Below are 20,204 nucleotides of genomic sequence, written 5' to 3'. Positions count from 1 at the left end.
CAAACTCCCCAACGTGATACCAGCCTTGCGGCCGATTCATAAAAGCGATTTGGCGCCCCCGAACGGGCACCAAGGTTAGGTACCGGACTTGATCTTGGTCCAACTCCGGGTGATTAGACGCTGTACCGAGCGGGGATGTGCTTCCTGCACATAGAGTCGCTCCAGCACGGCCTGAGGGGGATAAACCTCCTCATTGTTGCGCACCGCCTCATCCATAAACTCGCCCGCCCTTGAGTTGGGATTCGCGTAGCCCACATAGTCGCTGACCTTGGCGATCACTTCGGGCTGCAGGACGTAGTTGATGAGGGCGTGCGCCTCTTTGACATTGGTGGCATCGGACGGGATCGCCATCATGTCGAACCAGAGATTGCCCCCCTCTTTCGGAATGCTGTAGGCAATTTTCACCCCCTTGCCAGCTTCATCGGCGCGAGCAGCGGCTTGCAGGATGTCGCCGGAAAAACCGGCTGCCACGCAGATGTCGCCATTGGCGAGATCGCCGATGTATTTGGAGGAGTGGAAGTAGGCCACATAGGGCCGCACCTTGAGCAGCAGCGCCTCGGCCTGCTTGATATCCCCCGTCGCATGACTGTTGGGATCGAGCCCGAGGTAGTTGAGGGCAGCAGGGATCATCTCGTCGGCAGAGTCGAGGAAAGCGACGCCGCAGCGAGAGAGTTTCGCCATGTTTTCCGGTTCGAAGATAGTGGCCCAGGAGTCAATCTTGTCGACCCCCAGCACCGCCTTGATTTTGTCGACGTTGTAGCCGATGCCGTTGGTCCCCCACAGATAGGGCACCGCGTACTGATGACCCGGATCCACCTTGTCGAGCTGCTTGAGCAGCACGGGATCCAGGTTGGCCAGATTGGGCAGCAGGGATTTATCCAGCTTCTGGAAGGCTCCCGCCTTGATCTGCTTGGCCAGGAAATTATTGGAGGGCACCACCAAATCGTAACCGGTCCGCCCCGTCAGCAACTTGCCTTCCAGGGTCTCGTTGGAGTCAAACACGTCATAGACGGTCTTGATCCCGGTCGCCTGGTGGAAATCGCTGAGGGTGGTCTCGCCGATATAGTCAGACCAGTTGTAAAAATGCAGCACAGGGGCAGCCTGGGCCACATTCGCCAATCCCATGGTCAGCGCTATGGTTAGCAATCTGGTTGTATTCACGGTGTCAGTTCTCCTGTTCAGTGGTTGACCGTCTGCGCATCCATTCGCGCGGCCCATCCGGATGGATGGCATCACTACCCTCCCGGCCGAACTGCGGACCGGGAGGGGCATTCGTTACTTACTTGCCGGACTTGATCTTGGTCCAGCTGCGGGTCATCAGACGCTGCACCTTGGCCGGCAGATCTGGGAAGGTGTAGATCTTCTGCAGGGTCGCCGCATCAGGGTAGATACCCGGATCGGTGCGGATCGCCTCATCCACCAGCGGGGTCGCCGCCTTGTTGCCGTTCGGGAACTGCACCACGTTGGTGATATTGGCGATCACCTCGGGCTTCATCAGGTAGTTGATGAAGGTGTGGGCCGCCTCGACGTTCTTGGCATCCGCCGGAATGGCGATCATGTCAAAGAAGCTGCCTGCCCCCTCTTTCGGAATGGTGTAGGTGAGCGCGACGCCATTCTTGGCCTCGGCTGCCCGCGCCTTGGACTGCTGCAAGTCACCGGAGTAACCGACCGCTACGCAGAGGTTGCCGTTGGCCAGATCCGAGATGTACTTGGAGGAGTGGAAATAGGCGGTATAGGGACGGATAGAGAGGAACAGCTCCTCAGCCTTCTTCAGCTCGGCCGGTTTCTGGCTATCCGGTTTGAAGCCCAGATATTGCAGGGCAGCCGGCAGCATTTCGGTCGGTGAATCGAGGAAGGAGACGCCACACTCTTTCAACTTGGCCATGTTCTCCGGCTTGAACACCAGATCCCAGGAGTTGACCGGGGCATCGGCCCCCAGCACGGCTTTCACCTTCTCGGCGTTGTAGGCATAGCCGATGGTGCCCCACAGATAGGGGATGGAGTACTGGTTGCCCGGATCACTCGGCTCGAGCGCCTTGAGCAGGTCGACATCCATGTTTTGCCAATTGGAGAGCTTGGACTTGTCCAGTTTCTGGAACACGCCCGCCTTGATCTGCTTGGCCAGGAAGGGGTTGGATGGCACCACGATGTCGTAGCCCGAACTACCCGCCAGCAACTTGGCTTCCAGTACCTCGTTACTGTCGAACACGTCATAGACCACCTTGATCCCCGTCTCCTTCTGGAAGTTATCCAGGGTATCCGGCGCGATGTAGTCGCTCCAGTTGTAGACGTGCAGCACCTTCTCTTCAGCCATTGCTCCGGCACTTGCCATGACCAGAGCCACAGAGGCAGCGATCACTCCTGTTTTGAAAGACATCATCCTTGTCTCCTAAGCAAATTGTATGCGCATGCCAACCTGCCCGACCTGCCTCAACCCTTCAGCTTTGCGGCTGTCAGATCCAGACTGCGCCTGGCCAGATCGACCAATTCATCAACCTGTTCCTCGGTGATGACCAAGGGGGGCGATATGATCATGGTATCGCCTACCGCCCTCATCACCAAGCCATTGTTAAAGCAGAACTCCCGGCAAGTCATCCCCGCATTTGCCTGAGCCGGGAAACGCCGGCCGGTCTGCTTGTCCTCAACGATTTCCAGCGCGGCGACCAATCCTTTGCCTCGGGTTTCTCCCACCAGCGGATGATCGGCCAGCTCCGCCCAGCGGCGCTGCAAATAGGGGCCGATAGTATCATGCACTCGCTTAACTATGCTCTCTTTCTGCATAAGTTGGATATTGGCCACCGCCACGGCACAGGAGACCGGATGGCCCGAGTAGGTGAAGCCGTGGTTGAACTCGCCCCCCTCCTCCACCAACCCCTTGGCAACCCGGTCACTCACCATCACAGCGCCGAGCGGCAGATAACCGGAGGTGATCCCCTTGGCCAGACACATCAGGTCCGGCTTGATGCCAAACCCTTCGCTGGCAAACCAGTGGCCGGTACGGCCAAAGCCGCAGATCACCTCGTCGGCGATGAGCAGGATGCCGTAGTGATCGCAGATGCGCTGGATCTCCGGCCAGTAGCTGTCAGGCGGAATGATGACGCCGCCCGCCCCCTGGATCGGCTCGCCGATAAAGGCAGCCACCTTGTCCACCCCCAGCTCCAGAATCTTCTGCTCCAGCTGGCGGGCCCGCTCCAGCCCGAACTCGTGGGCACTCATCCCCTGCCCCTCACCGAAGTGGTAGGGCTGATCGATGTGCACTATGCCGGGAATGGGCAGACCACCCTGGGCATGCATTCCCTTCATGCCGCCCAGACTCGCCCCCGCCACGGTGGAGCCGTGATAGGCGTTATGGCGACTGATGATCACCTGTTTGTCAGGCTGACCCTTGCTGGCCCAGTAGTGGCGCACCATCCGCAGCACGGTATCGTTGCACTCGGAGCCGGAGCCGGTGAAGAAGACGTGGTTGAGATGGGCTGGCGTCACCTCGGCCAGCAGGGTCGCCAGCTCGATCACCGGCGGGTGAGCGGTCTGGAAGAACAGGTTGTAGTAGGGCAACTGCTGCATCTGGCGGGTAGCGGCATCTACCAGCTCCTGGCGGCCATAGCCCATATTGACGCACCACAGGCCCGCCATGCCGTCGAGAATGCGTTTGCCGTCGGAGTCTTCCAGATAGACGCCGCTGGCTTTGGTAATGATGCGCGAGCCCTTCTTGTTCAGGGCCTGAAAATCGGTAAAGGGGTGCAGGTGGTGGCTGGCATCCAGTTGTTGCCACTCACGGGTTGTCTGCTGCATTTGTTGCTCCTCGGTTCCTTCGATTTAGCAATATTCAGTCGTCAAATAGTCAGGTGCGTTGGCACGTTCGCAGCCACAGTCACTCACGGCGTGTCTGCTGCATTCGTTACGCCCCTGCGCCTTCGATTTGGCAAGATTCAATCGTTAATCAATCCAGGTCGCAGCACTCTTTCGGCCACAACCACTCACAGGTGGCTGACGCCACCTGACTCGCGTTCCGGTCTCTTCGATACAGGGACCGGGGAGGCCGACTCCGGCCTCCCCGTTACAGGGGGATCAGACGTTCAGCAGCAGGAACTCCCGCTCCCAGCGACTGATCACCCCGAAGTAGGTCTCGTACTCTTTGCGTTTAACCGCGACGAAGGCGCGGGTGAAGCGCTCACCCAGCATCTCCTTGATGGGCTCGCACTGTTCGAGATGGCTGAGTGCCTCCTCCAGCGAGCGGGGCAGGCTGTAGGGCAGGTCATAGGCGCTCGACTTCATCTCCGGCAGCGGCTCCAGCTTCTCCATCATGCCGAGATAGCCACAGGCCAGAGTGGCGGCCAGTGCCAGATAGGGGTTGGCATCGGCACCGGCGAAGCGGTTTTCCACCCGCCGCGCGCTCGGGTCGGAGAAGGGCACCCGCAGGCCACAAGTGCGGTTCTCGACCCCCCACTGGACGTTGCGCGGCGCGCTCTCGCCAAAGGTGAGGCGGCGGTAGGAGTTGACGTTGGGGGCCAGCAGGGCGGTCACCGCCGGGGTGTATTTCTGCAGACCGGCGATAAAGTGCATGAACTGTTCGCTGTTGCCGCCGTTCGGAGTGCCGAACAGGTTGTGGCCGTTCACATCTTCCAGACTCTGGTGGATGTGCATGGCTGACCCCGGTTCGTCGCTCATCGGCTTGGCCATAAAGGTGGCATAGATGCCGTGGCGGTGTGCGGCCTCACGCATGGTGCGCTTGAACAGGAACACCTGATCCGCCAGATCGATGGCATCACCATGCAGGAAGTTGATCTCCATCTGGGCGGCGCCCGACTCGTGGATCAGGGTGTCCACTTCCAGTTCCTGCGCCTCACAGTAGTCATACATGTCTTCAAAGATGGGGTCGAACTCGTTGACCGCATCGATACTGAACGACTGGCGGGCGGTCTCCGGGCGGCCGTTGCGACCCACCGGCGGCACCAGCGGATAGTCGGGGTCCTCGTTGCGGGTGACCAGATAGAATTCCAGCTCGGGCGCTACCACCGGCTTCCAGCCCTGCTTCTCGTAAAATGACAGAACCCGACGCAGCACGGAGCGCGGCGCGATGTCGATCAGCTTGCCGTTGACGTCGAAACAGTCGTGGATCACCTGGGCAGTGGGCTCCAGCGCCCAGGGGACAAAACGGATGGTGTTGGGGTCGGGATAGAGCTGCATGTCCCGCTCCAGCGGGTCGATCATGCTGTCGTCATCCGGATATTCGCCGGTCACCGTCTGGGTGAAAATCACCTCGGGCAGACGCATGCCCCCTTCACGCAAAAACTTGTTGGCTGGGATGATCTTGCCCCGGGCGTTGCCGGTGAAATCCGGGAACAGGCACTCCACTTCCGTGATGCGATTGCTCTCCATCCAGCCTTTGATACTGTCCATGTTAAACCCCGACTTTACGGTTGCCATTGGCAAGGGTGTCTAATATATGGAACACCCTTGTTATAAAATTGTAATCAACATCACCATAAAAGCCCGCCATCAAGGGCAATGTCAAGCGGGCGTGTTTAAAAAACTATAAATAACGGCGCATATAATGACCAAGGCGGCACCAAATACTAAACACTCAAATCCGTACGAAGCCCACCCTTCTCATCGTTGCAAAGGCGATGCCAACAGAGGGTGAAGCAGGCGCCAGATCCCGACCAATCCCCCGCAGGAACGGACCATTTTTTTGCAAGGGCGCACAATCCTTATCCTATTTGCTTTGCTTGGCTGCATTTTTTTGGTACAAGGCCCGCCCTGATTTGCACTCTCTTGCATGAAACAGGTGCAAATCGGGATACAAGGGCTTGGTCTGTAGGCAGACAGCCCCCATAAACAGGGATAATTGGGTTAGTAAACTGACTGGTAGTTAATCGTATGTGTGATTTCATGACTGAAGACCAACTGGCCTTTTACAAGGGGCAGATCGAGCGACAGATCGTCGAGCTCGAAGAGCGCCTGAACTCCCAGGCCAGCCAGGCCATCGCCACCGACACCAACGAGATGGCTGATGAAATTGACCGTGCCAGTATCGAGGAAGCCCGCCGTCTGGAGCTGAACCGCATCGAGCACGACAAGCTGCACCTGCGCAAGCTGCGGGGCGCATTGAAGCGCATCAGCGAAGGGGATTTTGGTTACTGCGAATCTTGCGGTGACGAGATCTCCCTCAAGCGGCTGCATGCCCGTCCGGAATCCCGTTTCTGCGTCGAATGCCAGAGCACCAAGGAATTTAACGATACCCACGTGTTCCGTCGCGTCGCCTGATTCTTCGAAGAACCGTCACCATTCTGGTGCAACAGACGCCAACAAGGCAGGGCCCCGCGCTCAAACCTTGCACAACGCCTCGCAGCAAGATGGTGACAAGTTCTGTTAGACTCCGGACACCTTCCGGAATCTACAGGAGAACAGAGAGTGAAATGGCTCATCAAGCTGTGTTTGTGCCTGCCACTGCTGGCACAAGCACAGGTTCTGACGGTCAAGGTCCCCAGCCGTCCCGTCAACAATCTTGACCAGGAGTACCAGTACAAGCTGCTGGAACTGGCCCTGACCCGCTCCGGGCAACCCTTTCGCATCCAGCCTGTCGAACTCGACCTCAACCAGTTCACCCTCCAGCAGCAACTGAGCAAGGGCAAGACCATCAACGTCTTCTGGATGGGCACCTCCAGCGCACTCGAATCCTCCCTGATTGCCGTCCCCATTCCGCTGTTTCGCGGGCTGGAAGGATTGCGGTTGTCGTTCATCCACGCGGACGCTCAGGAGAAGTTCAACCAGATCAATACCCTGGCCGACCTCAAACAGCTGAAGGCGGCGCAAGGGGTCGGTTGGGCCGATAACAAAATTCTGGAAAATGCAGGCATCCCGACCTTCTCCGGCCGATACAGCAGTCTGTTTCGCCTTATCAACGACGGCGACAAGATCGACTTCTTCCCGCGCGCCCTGGTGGAAATCTTCGCCGAGCGCAGCGAGCTGGTGGCGCAGTATCCCAACCTCGCCATCGAGCAGCATCTGCTGATCCGCTACCCCTTCGCCCAGTTCTTCTTCGTCAGCCCCGAATACCCCAAGCTGGCCAAGGCGATTCAGACCGGGCTGGAGCGGGCCTATGCCGATGGCAGTTTTATGAAGTTCTTCAATGACAACCCCAAGATCCGCGAAGCGCTCGCCAGCGCCAACCTCGATCAGCGGGTCACCATCGCCCTGCCCAATCCGGATATGACCCCGTTGCTAAAATCCATTCCGGCCCAATATTGGGAGTATCCACCACAGGGATAATCATCACGAGCGCCTGACCACGAAGGTCAGGCTGCGAGAACACAGTGCGCCAGGGAGGTGCCATGAAAGGAATCCAGGAGTGGTTTGCGGAGTATGGCCAGAGCCATCGCCATCCGGTCAACGTCGCCATCCACAAGCTGGCGGTGCCGGGCATCTATCTCTGCTCGCTGGCGCTGCTCTGGTCTCTGCCACACGGGCCCTTGCCAGAGCCCCTCAACTGGGCGGCAGTGGCAGCCATTCCGGTGCTGCTGTTCTATTTGCAGCTGTCGTTTTCGCTGTTCGCGGGGATGGCCGGGCTGACCGCGCTCGGGCTGGCCTTCTGCCACCAATGGCAGGGGCCGCTGTTGTGGCCGGCCGTGACAGCGTTCGTGCTGCTCTGGATAGCCCAGTTTGTCGGCCACAAGATCGAGGGCAAGCGCCCCTCCTTCCTCGCCGACCTGCAATTTCTGCTGATAGGCCCCGCCTGGGTGCTTGCCAGCCTCTATCGTCGCCTGGGCATTCCCTATTGAGGAGTGCCGGGCCAACAGGAGAGACCATGACACATAACCACACGCGACATAACGCCCTGCGCCGCGCCCTGCCCTTGCTGCTGGGGGCCCTGTTTGCCGGCCCGGCACTGGCCGACAAGGCCGACCCGGTCGGTGAAGTGAGCACCGCCTTCAAGCTGTTTGGCCCCAACCACAAGATCCTGGTGGAGGCGTTCGACGACCCGCGCATCGACGGCGTCGCCTGCTATCTGGCGCGCCCCAAGACCGGCGGTGTCAAGGGCGGGCTGGGCCTGGCGGAAGATCCCTCCCACGCCTCCCTGTCGTGCCACCAGATCGGCCCCATCACCCTGCCCGAAAAGCTGAAGGCAGGGGAAGAGGTGTTCGATGTCAGCACCTCGCTGGTGTTCAAGGAGCAGAAAGTGGTGCGTTTTTACGACAAGAAACGCAATGCACTGGTTTACCTGACCTACAGCACCAAACTGGTGGATGGTTCGTACAAGAGTGCAGTCAGCGCCGTTCCCATTATGCCGTGGGGACAATAACCAGCCGGTTTGTCCGGTGATAGCTGACCCATTTTGTTGTAATTTGACGACACACACGCTGCGGAGCACATACCATGAAAGTCGCCGTATTCAGTACCAAGAGCTATGACAAAGAGCATTTCAACCAGGCCAACAGCCAGTACGGCTTCGACCTGGAGTTTTTCGATGTGCGGCTGGAGGCCAAAACTGCCCGACTGGCTCACGGCTTCCCGGTGGTGTGTCTGTTCGTCAATGACGATGCCGACCGCGAGGTATTGACCGAATTGGCTGCCAACGGCACCCAGGTGATTGCCCTGCGCTGCGCCGGTTACAACAACGTGGATCTGGCCGCCGCCAAAGAGCTGGGGCTGAAAGTGGTGCGGGTGCCCGCCTACTCCCCCGAGGCGACCGCCGAGCATGCTGTCGGCATGATGATGTGCCTCAACCGCCGCATCCATAAGGCTTATCAGCGCACCCGCGACGCCAACTTCTCGCTTGAAGGGCTGGTCGGCTTCAACATGCATGGCAAGACCGTTGGCGTCATCGGTACCGGCAAGATCGGTCTGGCCGCCCTGCGCATCCTCAAGGGCTTCGGGGTTCGCCTGCTGGTCAACGATCCTTACCAGAATCCGGCAGCCATCGAGCTGGGTGCCGAGTACGTGGATCTCGATACCCTGTTCCGCCAATCCGACATCATCAGCCTGCACTGCCCGCTGTTCAAAGAGAACTACCACCTGTTGAACAAGGAGGCATTTGCCAAGATGAAGGACGGGGTGATGATCATCAACACCAGCCGGGGCGGCCTGCTCGACTCCAACGCCGCCATTGAGGCGCTCAAGACCTCCCGTATCGGCGCGCTGGGGCTGGACGTCTACGAAGAGGAAGAGGACCTCTTCTTCTCCGACAAGTCCAACGAGGTGATCACCGATGACGTGTTCCGCCGCCTGTCAGCCTGCCACAACGTGCTGTTCACCGGCCATCAGGCGTTCCTGACCCGCGAGGCGCTGCACGCCATCGCCGACACCACCCTCGGCAATATCCGCGCCATCGAGAGCCAGGGCCGCTGCGACAACGAAGTGGAATAAGGGCTCGCCCTCTCTTCGTCACGCGCCGGGTTGTGAGACCCGGCGCCTTCGGGTAGGCTAGCCCCCCTTTTTTATTCAGGAGTCTGGCGCCCATGTTTATCGGATTTGATTACGGCACCTCCAACTGTGCCGTGGCCGTGATGGAACAAGGTAGCCCCAGGCTGCTGAATCTTGGCGCATCCCGCTATCTCCCCTCCACCCTGCATGCCCCCCACCGGGATGCTATTGCCGGTCTGTTGGCCGAAGGGCTGGCCCCCGCCCAGCAGGCAGAGTACCTCAAGCTGCGCGGCCCCGTGGTCACCCGCGCCCAGATGGTTCGCCGCCAGATGCGCGAAGAGGGACTGATCGACGAGCTGAGCTTTGGTGGCGCTGCGCTGGAGCGCTATCTGGAAGAGCCGGACGACGGCTACTACATCAAATCGCCGAAATCCTTCCTCGGTGCCTATGGCCTCAAGGCCCCCCAGATCGCCCTGTTTGAAGACATCGTCTGCGCCATGATGCTCCACGTCCGTCGGCAGGCGGAGCAGCAGCTCGGCGCCCCGATCCGTCAAGCGGTGATCGGCCGTCCGGTCAACTTCCAGGGCCTGGCGGGGGAAGAGAGCAACCAGCAAGCTATCGCTATTCTGACCGAGGCGGCCCGTCTGGCCGGTTTCGAGCAGGTGGAGTTCCTCTACGAGCCGGTGGCCGCCGGGTTTGAATTCGAGGCGCGCCTCACCGAAGACGCCGTGGTACTGGTGGTGGATATCGGCGGCGGTACCACCGACTGCTCCATGCTGCGGATGGGCCCGAGCTACCGAGATCAGCTGGATCGCAGCGGCGATCTGCTCGGCCACAGCGGCCAGCGGATCGGCGGCAACGACTTTGATATCCGCCTGACGGTGGAAGGAATGATGCCGCTGCTCGGCATGCACGAGACCCTCAAGACCGGCAAGCCGCTGCCCCACCCGCTGTTCTGGGATGCGGCCGCCATCAACGACGTCAGCGCCCAGAGCCGCTTCTACAGCCTCGACACCGCCCGCCAGCTGCAGGATCTGCAGCTCGACAGCCAGCCCGGCAGCAAGTTGGGGCGTCTGGCCAGCCTGCGGGCCCACAAGCTGAGCCACCAGCTGGTGTGGCGTGCCGAGCAGGGCAAGATCGCCCTCTCGGAGCAGGAACTCAATCGCCAGTCGCTGGCCGAGCTGGAAAAAGGGCTGGAAGCGGAACTGACCCGCGAACAGCTGGCCAACGCCTCGGCCCTGCTGCTGGAGAAGATTGGCGAGCTGATGGACGAAGCGATTGCCGCCGCCGGTGTGCAGCCGGATCGCATCTTCGTCACCGGCGGTAGCGCCCGCTCGCCGCTGATCGCCAGCTTTATCCGCCAGAAGCTCCCCTCCATCCCGCTTGAGGGTGGCGATGACTTCGGCTCGGTGGCTGCCGGTCTTGCCCGTTATGCCGAGCGGCTGTTCGCCAACTGAGCCCTGAGATAGCGTAAATCGATGGCAACATCACCCGTGTGTTGCCATTAAGCGACAGTCGCGCGGGACAAGGGGCGACAGAAGCGGTCGGTCGTCCCCTCTCCCGCCCTGCTCCCGACTGCCCAAAAAGGGTATTCTTGACGCTCCCCCAACCGGAGCCCCCTCATGCCCAGATTGCCCTTTTTGCTGATCCCCCTGTTACTGCTCGCTGGCTGCAGCTCGACCGCCTTTGTTCAGCAAGACCTGCAACACCACCACTGGGTACTGAGCAAACTGGATGGCCAGCCGATCAAGGCCCCCCGCGACAATCCCCCCGATTTCGAGATCGGCGAGCACTTCACCGTCAACGGCATCGCCGGTTGCAACCGCTACTTCGGTCAGGGCCATCTGGAAGATGACAAACTGTGGGTCACCAGTCTGGGCAGCACCGAAATGGCCTGCATGCCGCCGCTCGACACCATAGAGCAGGCCGTGCTGACTACCCTTACCGAGGGGGCGACCCTGAGCGGCACCAGTCAGAACCTGATCCTGCAGGGCAAACAGCACCGTTTGGAATACACCTTGCGCGACTGGGTGTTCTAGCGCTCACAAAGCCGCATCACAAACAGGAACATGTTGTCCGGCTGTGGCACAATATGAGGCAGAGTTCGCAATGGAGGCTGCCTCAGCCATGTCGATGGATCGCCTGTTTGACAAGATCAAACAACTCCCCACTATTCCCAAGCTGCTGCACGAGTTGATGCAGAGCTTCAACGACGAGAATGCCCGCATCGACGAGATTGCGGCCAAGATCGCCATGGATCAGGTGATCAGCGTCAAGGTGCTGCGGATGGCCAACTCGGCTGCCCTGCGCCGGGGCAACGAAGTGACCTCCATCGAACAGGCGGTGATCCGGCTCGGCTTCAACCGGCTGCGCTCCGTGGTGGTCGCCTCCGGCATCATCGGCACCTTCAAGGCCCCGCCCAGCTTCGACAAGAACAAGTTCTGGACCGAGACCTTCCAGGTCGCCACCATCGCCAAAACGCTGGCCCAGGAGGCCAAGGTGATGGATCCCGAGACCGCCTTCACCTGTGCTCTTATCCACAACATCGGCGAACTGCTTATCCAGAGCACCTTGCCGGAAGAGGCCGAGCTCATCAACATGGCGATCCAGAACGGCAGCAGCCGGGTCGAGGCCCAGCGGGAGATGCTGGGCTACGACTATGCCCAGCTCGGCGCCGAGCTGGCGCGACGCTGGAACCTCTCCGAGGCCTTCGTCGATGCCATTTCCCAACAGCTTGACCCGCTCTCCCACGATCCGGTCAGCAAGGAGGCGGTGCTGATCCGTCTGGCGGTCTTTATCTCCTTCGCCTGGAACGCGGGCGTGCCTGCCCAGGCCATCATCGCCCGCTTCCCCAAGCCGCTCGCCGACCAGTTGGGACTGGATCCCAAGTCGCTGGCAGGCCAGCTCGAAACACTGCATGAACAGGGTAATGCCCTCGCCGATCTTCTGACTCAATAAGCATCATGACCCATCCGTTTCTGTTTCATCCCCAGGTGGCGCCCTGGTTCAAAGAGAGCGCCGACGCACTGCAATTGACCCTCTTTAGCGAGCTGGATGCGCCGATCCGCGAGGTGTGGCTGCGCCACGAGCCGGATAACGAGGAGTACCTGATCCCGATGACAGCGGTCTCCACCCGCGATCGGCTGCAGGTGTGGCAGGCGACCCTGCCGCTCATCAAGGGACAGGATATCCACCTCTACAGCTTCAAGTGCCTCACCGACGAGGAGCAGTGGTGGCTGCACGGTGCGGGCGTCAGCGCGTCCATGCCGCCACGGGAACAGCATTTTCGCTTCAACAGCCTGCACCAGCCACCGGCCTGGGTGCAGGATCAGGTGTTCTACCAGATCTTCCCCGACCGTTTCTGCAACGGCGATCCGTCGCTGAGCGTCAAGCATCACGAGTACGAATATCGCGGCAAAGCGGTGATCAGCAAGGCGTGGGGCGAGCCGGTCAGTCGCCACGAAGAGGGCCACGGCGCCTGCGAATTTTACGGTGGCGATCTGGCGGGGATCGATGCCAAGCTCCACTACCTGCAATCTCTCGGGGTGACGGCGCTCTACCTCAACCCCATCTTCGATTCGCCGAGCAACCACAAGTACGACACTCAGGACTACTTCAAGGTGGATGCCCACCTCGGCAGCAACGAGCAGTTCGCCGAGCTGACCCGCAACCTGCACCAGCGCGGCATGAAGATCATCCTCGATGCAGTGGTCAACCACACCTCTACCGAGCACCCCTGGTTCTGCCCGCCACTGGGAGCCCAGAGCAACCCGGACTCCCCGTGGCGCAGCTTCTACACCTTTGACAAAGAAGGGGATTATGTCAGCTGGAAGGGCATTCGCAGCCTGCCCAAGCTCGACTTCTCCTGCGAGAAGGTGCAAGACGCCGTCTATCGGGCCGACGACGCCATCCTCCGTTACTGGATGCGCGCCCCCTACCAGATCGATGGCTGGCGCTTTGACGTCATCCACATGCTGGGTGAGCGCGGCACCGCCGAGGGCAACCGCAGTCACGTGCGCGCCATTCGCGGGGCGGTGAAGCAGGAGAACCCGGACGCCTATGTGCTCGGCGAACACTTCTTCGAGGCGAGCCAGTGGCTGCAAGGGGATCAGGAGGATGGCGCCATGAACTACTATGGCTTCGCCCACCCGATCCGCGCCTTCCTGGCTGGCAAGGACATCGCCTACCACCCCATCAAGATCAGCGCCGAAGAGCTGGATCGCTGGCTCAAGCTGGCGCGGGCCCACATCCCGTTCAAGAACCAGCTGGCCCAGTTCAACCTGCTGGACAGCCACGACACCGCCCGCTTCCTCCACCTGCTGGGCGAGGACAAGCAGCGGATGCAACTGGCCGCCACCCTGCTGCTCACCTATATCGGTGTGCCCTCCATCTACTATGGCGATGAAGTGGGGCTCTCCGGCGGCAACGACCCAGACTGCCGCCGCTGCTTCCCGTGGGATACCACAGACTGGGATCACGTGCTGCACGACCACTATCGTCGGCTGATCCAGATCCGCCGCCAGCGCCCCTCCCTGCGCCGTGGCGATATCCAGACCCTCTACGCCGGGCCCCACAGCTATGTGTTCGCCCGTACCCTGCAAAGCGATCAGGTGGTAGTAGCCTGCAACCGCCACCCGAGCGAGCCGCGCACCATCAGCCTGCCCCTGTGGCAGACCGCCAGCCCTGCCAGCCGTTTCACCGATGCCTTCAACGGCGAGAAGTTTGAAGTGGTGCAGGGCGAGGTGCAGCTCACCATCCCCGCCAACTCGGCCAGGGTGCTGATCTCCAGCTGAGCGGGCAACTGACGCGCTGAAAAGCAAAACCGGAGCCCAAGGCTCCGGTTTTTTATTCCGTTCAATCCACCATGACGTCTGGCCGCTAACCAGCCGCCATCAGTAATTGATGCTGACGTAGGGCACTTCCAGCACCTGCCAGCGCTGCTTGAGGTAGACGGTGAGCACGAAGAAGAAGTTGGCCAGCAGGTTGGCGAAGCGATAGAGAATGGGATCGAAGGCCACCTCGCTCTCTTCCAGCCTGACCAGCAGCCGCACCACCTTCTTGCTGCCGCAGCGGCACAGATGGAGGGTTGGAATGGGCTGCGGCCCCTGTGGCAACACAAAACCGGTGACGCTGCCGCGACTCGCCTCGTTGTAGTGGTCGTAACGGGCCTTGAGCCACTCAAGATCTGCATCGAAGATCCCCAGCTTGCCGCGTACCGAGCCGTTTAGGTTGTAGATAAGTCGCTGCAACGCCGCGAGATCCGCCAGCATGGGCTCGGTATCCGCATCCGGCGCAAGGTGTGACAGCACGGCCCCGACCTGACAGCAGAGCTCGTCGGTGGCGATTTCAAAATCACATTTGAACGAGGTTTCGAAGATAAAGGGGTAGCAGAGCTCGCGCTTGTCTCTTGGCTTCTTGGGGTTCATGGGGCAACCGGATTGGAGAAAAGGCCAGTTTGCCAGCCCCGAGAAGGGCTGGCAAACGGCAGGTCATTACTTGCGTAACGCGCTGTGGCTCAGACGCGCTTGCTGGCGGGCTCGGTGGAGGGCTGGAACTGGCTGATCATCCGCAGCGCCTCCAGCATCCGCTGGTTGAAGCTGGTGAAGCGATCGACCTGCGCCGGTTCCTCTTCACCTCTCGCGGCCAGCACGGCCGGGGTCAGCGCTTGTTGCTGGGATGGTGGCAGCAGGGTATCCGCCTGTTTCTGTACCTGATCCAGCTTCGGCAGGTAGTCGGCAAACGGCTTGAGCAGATCCTGCAGGGAGCTGGCCCCCTGATAGGTCTGGCTCAGCTTGACGCTCTGCTTGAGCTTGAGGGAGTAGGAGGCCAGCTGGCTGTCATCCAGTTTCAGCTCGCCCGCCTTGTCCAGCAGATCCTCGAAGTTGCCGGAGAAGAAGTTCCCCGCCAGCTCGTCGATCCCCTTGACCAGCTTGCCGATGGACTCCATCTCGTCGCTGCTGAGATCCCCCTCCAGCGAGAAGCTGAAGCTCTGGCTCGATTTGAGGCTGAACTGGCTGCCACTCTCGCTGGTCTGGGACTTGGTCTGCCAGCTGTCGTTGAAGCGCAGCACCACCTTGTCGCCATCCTTGGTCTGGATCTCCAGATAACCCTGCTGGCGACTGGCCATCTCGGCCTGTCCCATGTCGGTCGGAGAGACCTTGCCGAAGAACTCCTTCTCGAACTCCTCGAGCCCCTTCTGGATCAACTTATAGCTCTGATCGATACCGGTTTTGATATCGTCGTTGTCAGTCGCCCACTTGCCGAGCTGCTTCTTCGCCTCGTCAAAGCCCTTGTCGACCCCCTTGCGGGCCTGCTCCATCATCCCGGTCAGGTCGTCGTCAGATTTGCCATCGGCCCGTGCGGCACCAAGCCGCCCGGTCACGAACTGCAGCACGTTGTCCGCCACCGACTGGAAGTCGAACAGGGTCTCCGGGGTGATCTCCTCGGGCTCTTTCACCTTCGGCGCCTGATAGCCCTGGCCGTTGATCTCCAGCGAGAACTGCAATGCCTGCTGGATCAGCACCTGCGCCCACTTGGGCGGCTTGTGCAAGGAGACCGCCTCCTCGCTCTTGACCTGTTTCTGCTCCGCCTGTTGGGGCGATTTGGGAGAAACACCCACTCCCTTGGGTTGGGCTGCGCCCACGCCTTCGATCTGCATAATGTGTCCTCCCACCATGCCTGTAGATCAGCTATCGGCCTGACTGAACACTTCTTGACCACAAAATGCTGGACAATCTGCGGCTGGCTTTTAAAATCGGGCCCCTTTGGGTGGCCTGTTGCCTTCCCCCGATTTCGACCCGGCCCGGCCGGTGTGCATGTGAGGTATTTATGACCCAATCCCAACAGCCTTCCGCGAACGCTCCGGCGCCTAGAACCGCGGCCGACTATCAGGCCCAACTCGACGAAAAGCGCGCTCGCCTCACCGAGCTGTTTGCCGGCTTCACCCTCCCGGCGCTGGAAGTGCACAGCTCACCGGCGGAGTACTACCGGATGCGCGCCGAATTTCGCATCTGGCACGAAGGGGATGACCTCTTCCACTGCATGTATGCCCCGGCGACCAAAGAGATCATCAAGATAGACCACTTCCCTACCGCCAGCCGCCTCATCAACCAGTTGATGCCGCTGCTGCTGGAGGGGCTGCGCCCAAACCCGGTGCTGCGCCGCAAGCTGTTCCAGATCGACTACCTCTCCACCCAGTCCGGCCAGATCATTGTCAGCCTGCTCTATCACCGCAAGCTGGAGGCTGAATGGCAACAAGCCGCCGAAGCGCTGCAGGCCGATCTGCGCGCCAAGGGGTTCGAGCTACAGCTGATTGGCCGCGCCCACAAGCAGAAGATCTGTCTGGGGGATGACTTCGTCATCGAACAGCTAAACGTGGCGGGTCGCCAGCTCATCTACAAGCAGGTGGAGAACAGCTTCACCCAGCCCAACGCCGCCATCAACGAGCAGATGCTGGCCTGGGCGCTGGATGTGACCAAGGGGAGCGAAGGGGACCTGCTGGAGCTCTATTGCGGCAACGGCAACTTCTCCATCGCGCTGGTGCAGAACTTCCGCAAGGTGCTGGCCACCGAAATCGCCAAGCCGAGCGTCGACTCCGCCCAGTTCAACATCGCCGCCAACGGCGTCGACAACCTGATCATCCTGCGCATGTCAGCCGAGGAGTTCACCATGGCGATGCGTGGCGAGCGGGAGTTCAACCGCCTCAAGGGGGTCGACCTCAAGAGCTACCAGTGCAACACCATCTTCGTTGACCCGCCCCGCGCCGGTCTCGACGATGCCACCGTCAAGCTGGTGCAGGAGTACGACAACATCCTCTACATCTCCTGCAACCCAGAAACCCTGCAGGCCAACATGGCAGTGTTGGGCGAAACCCACGAGATCGCCCGTTTCGCCCTGTTCGACCAGTTCCCCTGGACCCATCACATGGAAGCCGGGGTCTATCTGCGCCGCAAGGCCGGTTGATTCAGGCTGACAGGAAAACAACAACAGGGCCGGATGGCCCTGTTTTGTTATTGACTGAACACCGGCCTCACTCCAGCCGGAAGTGACCCACGATCTCCCGCAGCCGGTCGTAGGTCTGTTGCATCGCCGCGGAGCTGGCAACCGTCGCTTCGCCATTGTGGGTCAGCTGACGGATCACTTCGGCGATAGCGCTCATGTTGCGATTGATCTCTTCGGCTACCGCGCTCTGCTGCTCCGCCGCCGTGGCGATATGGCTGATGAGATCGTTGATCTCCACCACTTCTCCGGCCATCAGATCCAGCGACTCGTTGACCCTGGTGGTGTTCTCGGCCGCCCCCTGACAGCTCTGCTTGGTGTTGCCCATGGCATCCACCACAGTTCGGGTGCCGCGCTGCAAACTGGCCAGCATGGTCTGGATCTCGGCTGTGCTCTGCTGGGTACGGGCCGCGAGGGAACGCACCTCGTCTGCCACCACCGCAAAACCTCGCCCCTGTTCACCGGCGCGGGCCGCCTCGATGGCGGCGTTGAGGGCCAGCAGGTTGGTCTGTTCGGCAATGCTGCCGATCACCCCGAGCACTGAGCCAATCTGCTGCACATCCTGCTGCATCGCCTCGATGGAGCGAGCAGTGGCTTCCACTTCGTCCACCAGCGCCATCACGCTGGCCATGGCCTGATCCACCACCTGACGGGACTGGCTCGCCAGCTGCTGGCTCTGGCCGGTAAGCTGGGCGGTGCTGGCCGCACTCTCGGAGACGGAGACCGCGGTGCGGCTCATCTCGTTGATGGCAGTCACCACCTGCTCGGTCTCGCGTACATGTTCCGCCAGCAGGGACTGGGCGGCGCCGGTCTGGTTGGCCAACCCCTCGATACCGCTGTTGAGCTGGCCGCTCGCCTGTCGCACCTCCCCCATCATCTCCTGCAACCGCTCGATAAAGCGGTTGATCCCGGCCGAGATCTGGCCCAGATCATCCTTGCTGGTCACCGCCAGTCGGCGGGTGAGATCGCCACTGCCGCGAGAGAGCTCCAGCACCAGATCCCGCAACGAGAGAATGGGGCGATAGGCCACGTTGAGCGCCAGTATGGCCAGCACCATCACCACAATCGCCACGCCGCACAGCGCCATGATGATCTGGCCGTTGAGGGCTCGGGTCATGGCCCGGATGTAGTCAAGATCGATGTAGCCGGCCAGCGTCCAGCTGCTGCCGCGAATATCCAGCTGGTTGGGGCGCGCTTCGCTCTCCCCCTGCGGCTTGCTGTCATAGAGGTTGTTGCCCTGACTGTCGGCCAACGAGAAGTAGCGGCCATCGCCACTCATCTTCTCCAGCAGGCTTTTGAACTCGCTCATGTCGAGGTAGTAGAGATAGGCGGAATCGGTACCGCGCGGCACCAGAATGGTGATGACCGGCTTGCCATCCACCTGTTGCAGCGGGCTGACGGTGATCTGGTTGTGGGCGGCGGGGATCAGCTTGCGCAGGGCATCGACCTTGGCGTTGTCGTTGATGACCCCATTCACATCGAAGGCCATGTCGCCGATCACCTTGACGATGTTGTGAAAGCCGGTCTCTTGCAAGGTCTTCTTGACGTTGGTCACCCCGAAGTTGAGGTTGGCGGCCAACAGGATCTTCTGATTGATGTCGCTGGCCAGCTTCTCTTTGACCAGAGTGATCTGCTCGTTGATGTTGTGGGTGGCCTGAGTGCGAATGTAGCCACTGATGAAGTGGTTGACACTGAGCCCGGCGGTGCCGATGGTGACCAGAATGGCCAGTAGCAGCAAGAGGTAAATCTTGACCTTGAATGGCATGGGTTCCCTCCAGAAGAGAGGGCTGGCAACGCCAACCCTCTCTGCCAATCGTTACTTCTTCTTGGCGTACTTCATGGAGTCCAGGGCCACCGCCAGAATGATGATGCCGCCCTTGATGATGAACTGCCAGTAAGGGCTGACCCCGATATAGGTCAAGCCATAGTTGATCAGGGTGAAGATAAGTACGCCGGTAATCACACCCGCGACCGTTCCCACCCCGCCAGCAAACGACACCCCGCCCACCACGCACGCCGCGATGGCATCCAGCTCGTACATGAAGCCGAGGTTGTTGGTGGCGCTACCGATCCGGCCCGCTTCCAGCATGCCGCCGAAAGCGTAGAAGACCCCCGCCAGCGCATAGATCATCACCAGATTGACCGCCACATTGACGCCGGAGACCTTGGCAGCCTCGGGGTTACCGCCGATGGCGAAGATGTTTTTGCCAAAGCGGGTCTTGTTCCACAGCACCCAGACAAAGACGCTGGCGATGGCTGCATAGAAGGTGAGATAGGAGAGCTTGAATCCTCCTATCCGGATAAAGCCCTGGGCGAAGCTGGAGAAGCGGGGATCAAACCCGGCCACCGGCGAGGCCCCTACCGAGTCAAAGTAGAGGGAGTTGATACCGTAGACGATGATCATGGTGCCCAGGGTGGTAATGAACGGGGTGACGTTCAGGTAGGCCACGATCAGACCGTTGACCAGACCAATCAGCGCCCCCACCACACACACCAGCAGGATCACCGCAGGAATGGGCACCTCCCCCAACGTCGGGAACACCTTGTTGACGTTGGTCAGCGCCTGCAACATGGTTGCCGCTATGAGTGCCGCCAGACCAACCTGACGACCGGCCGAGAGATCCGTCCCCTGGGTGATGATGATGCCCGCCACCCCCAGCGCTATGATGACCCGCACCGAGGACTGGGTCAGGATGTTGCTGAAGTTGGTGAGGCTCAGGAAGGAGGGCTCCTGGATCACGATGACCATGAGCAGCACCAGCAGCACCAGATAGATGGCGTTTTCCTTGAGCGCCTGCATCAGATTGAAATTTTTAGCCGACTCCATAAATGTCTTCCTGTCT

18 protein-coding genes are annotated in these 20,204 nt (G+C 60.5%); 10 read left to right on the top strand and 8 right to left on the bottom strand.

The genetic code is table 11. The features are described from left to right. Nucleotides 1-75 precede the first annotated feature (75 nt). The 4 genes from OKC43_RS15930 to OKC43_RS15915 form a co-directional block, all read right to left on the bottom strand. Entirely contained in the window at nucleotides 76-1,161 is a 1,086-nt protein-coding gene (locus OKC43_RS15930) for a polyamine ABC transporter substrate-binding protein (RefSeq protein WP_270659626.1), read from the bottom strand. Nucleotides 1,162-1,279: 118 nt separating this feature from the next. Continuing rightward, the gene (locus OKC43_RS15925; protein WP_005340709.1) at nucleotides 1,280-2,377 is read right to left on the bottom strand and encodes an extracellular solute-binding protein; all 1,098 of its coding nucleotides are present in this window, start codon (nucleotides 2,375-2,377) and stop codon (nucleotides 1,280-1,282) included. 53 nt (nucleotides 2,378-2,430) lie between these two features. After that, nucleotides 2,431-3,792: an aspartate aminotransferase family protein gene (locus OKC43_RS15920; RefSeq protein ID WP_236272200.1), complete on the bottom strand. Its 1,362-nt coding sequence runs from the start codon at nucleotides 3,790-3,792 to the stop codon at nucleotides 2,431-2,433. A gap of 276 nt (nucleotides 3,793-4,068) precedes the next feature. After that, complete coding sequence (locus tag OKC43_RS15915) at nucleotides 4,069-5,400, bottom strand: glutamine synthetase family protein (RefSeq protein WP_013723370.1); 1,332 nt, start codon at nucleotides 5,398-5,400, stop codon at nucleotides 4,069-4,071. A gap of 480 nt (nucleotides 5,401-5,880) precedes the next feature. Here OKC43_RS15915 and OKC43_RS15910 point away from each other — a divergent pair, with 480 nt between their 5' ends. The 9 genes from OKC43_RS15910 to malZ all read left to right on the top strand — a co-directional run bounded on the left by OKC43_RS15910 (nucleotide 5,881) and on the right by malZ (nucleotide 14,156). Next, nucleotides 5,881-6,267 (top strand): TraR/DksA family transcriptional regulator, encoded by a 387-nt coding sequence (locus tag OKC43_RS15910; RefSeq protein WP_005356952.1) that lies wholly within the window; start codon nucleotides 5,881-5,883, stop codon nucleotides 6,265-6,267. A gap of 147 nt (nucleotides 6,268-6,414) precedes the next feature. Next, the gene (locus tag OKC43_RS15905) at nucleotides 6,415-7,272 is read left to right on the top strand and encodes a hypothetical protein (RefSeq protein WP_042081792.1); all 858 of its coding nucleotides are present in this window, start codon (nucleotides 6,415-6,417) and stop codon (nucleotides 7,270-7,272) included. Nucleotides 7,273-7,334: 62 nt separating this feature from the next. After that, nucleotides 7,335-7,781, top strand: a complete 447-nt coding sequence (locus tag OKC43_RS15900; RefSeq protein ID WP_236272199.1) for an Mpo1 family 2-hydroxy fatty acid dioxygenase — start codon at nucleotides 7,335-7,337, stop codon at nucleotides 7,779-7,781. Nucleotides 7,782-7,807: 26 nt separating this feature from the next. Continuing rightward, nucleotides 7,808-8,302, top strand: coding sequence for a CreA family protein (locus OKC43_RS15895; protein WP_005355485.1), 495 nt, complete (start codon nucleotides 7,808-7,810; stop codon nucleotides 8,300-8,302). Nucleotides 8,303-8,376: 74 nt separating this feature from the next. Continuing rightward, nucleotides 8,377-9,366 (top strand): 2-hydroxyacid dehydrogenase, encoded by a 990-nt coding sequence (locus OKC43_RS15890; protein ID WP_005340720.1) that lies wholly within the window; start codon nucleotides 8,377-8,379, stop codon nucleotides 9,364-9,366. Between the two features lie 92 nt (nucleotides 9,367-9,458). Next, complete coding sequence (gene yegD / locus OKC43_RS15885) at nucleotides 9,459-10,820, top strand: molecular chaperone (protein ID WP_236272198.1); 1,362 nt, start codon at nucleotides 9,459-9,461, stop codon at nucleotides 10,818-10,820. Between the two features lie 165 nt (nucleotides 10,821-10,985). Further along, nucleotides 10,986-11,402, top strand: coding sequence for an META domain-containing protein (locus tag OKC43_RS15880; RefSeq protein WP_100652293.1), 417 nt, complete (start codon nucleotides 10,986-10,988; stop codon nucleotides 11,400-11,402). A 70-nt stretch (nucleotides 11,403-11,472) separates the two neighbouring features. After that, a complete protein-coding gene (locus OKC43_RS15875) occupies nucleotides 11,473-12,321 on the top strand; it encodes an HDOD domain-containing protein (protein ID WP_064341032.1) in 849 nt (282 codons plus the stop codon). A 5-nt stretch (nucleotides 12,322-12,326) separates the two neighbouring features. Continuing rightward, nucleotides 12,327-14,156 carry a maltodextrin glucosidase gene (malZ, locus tag OKC43_RS15870; RefSeq protein ID WP_005355500.1) on the top strand — a complete coding sequence of 610 codons (1,830 nt, stop codon included), beginning with the start codon at nucleotides 12,327-12,329 and terminating at the stop codon, nucleotides 14,154-14,156. Nucleotides 14,157-14,255: 99 nt separating this feature from the next. Here the strand turns inward: malZ and OKC43_RS15865 are convergent, their stop codons facing one another. Beyond that, nucleotides 14,256-14,789, bottom strand: coding sequence for an ATP--cob(I)alamin adenosyltransferase (locus OKC43_RS15865; RefSeq protein ID WP_236272197.1), 534 nt, complete (start codon nucleotides 14,787-14,789; stop codon nucleotides 14,256-14,258). Nucleotides 14,790-14,878: 89 nt separating this feature from the next. Beyond that, a complete protein-coding gene (locus OKC43_RS15860) occupies nucleotides 14,879-16,021 on the bottom strand; it encodes a DUF5610 domain-containing protein (RefSeq protein ID WP_236272196.1) in 1,143 nt (380 codons plus the stop codon). Between the two features lie 170 nt (nucleotides 16,022-16,191). Here OKC43_RS15860 and trmA point away from each other — a divergent pair, with 170 nt between their 5' ends. Continuing rightward, nucleotides 16,192-17,325, top strand: a complete 1,134-nt coding sequence (gene trmA, locus OKC43_RS15855) for a tRNA (uridine(54)-C5)-methyltransferase TrmA (protein WP_236272195.1) — start codon at nucleotides 16,192-16,194, stop codon at nucleotides 17,323-17,325. A gap of 67 nt (nucleotides 17,326-17,392) precedes the next feature. Here the strand turns inward: trmA and OKC43_RS15850 are convergent, their stop codons facing one another. Beyond that, the gene (locus OKC43_RS15850) at nucleotides 17,393-19,126 is read right to left on the bottom strand and encodes a methyl-accepting chemotaxis protein (RefSeq protein ID WP_236272194.1); all 1,734 of its coding nucleotides are present in this window, start codon (nucleotides 19,124-19,126) and stop codon (nucleotides 17,393-17,395) included. A 51-nt stretch (nucleotides 19,127-19,177) separates the two neighbouring features. Beyond that, nucleotides 19,178-20,188 (bottom strand): galactose/methyl galactoside ABC transporter permease MglC, encoded by a 1,011-nt coding sequence (gene mglC, locus OKC43_RS15845; protein WP_005342585.1) that lies wholly within the window; start codon nucleotides 20,186-20,188, stop codon nucleotides 19,178-19,180. Nucleotides 20,189-20,204: the final 16 nt, after the last annotated feature.

This window comes from Aeromonas sp. Y289-2 (assembly GCF_027705925.1).
GTDB classification, from domain to species: Bacteria; Pseudomonadota; Gammaproteobacteria; order Enterobacterales; family Aeromonadaceae; genus Aeromonas; species Aeromonas veronii.
Note: the sequence above shows the minus strand (reverse complement) of the source record. Positions and strands in the feature narration are given on the sequence as shown.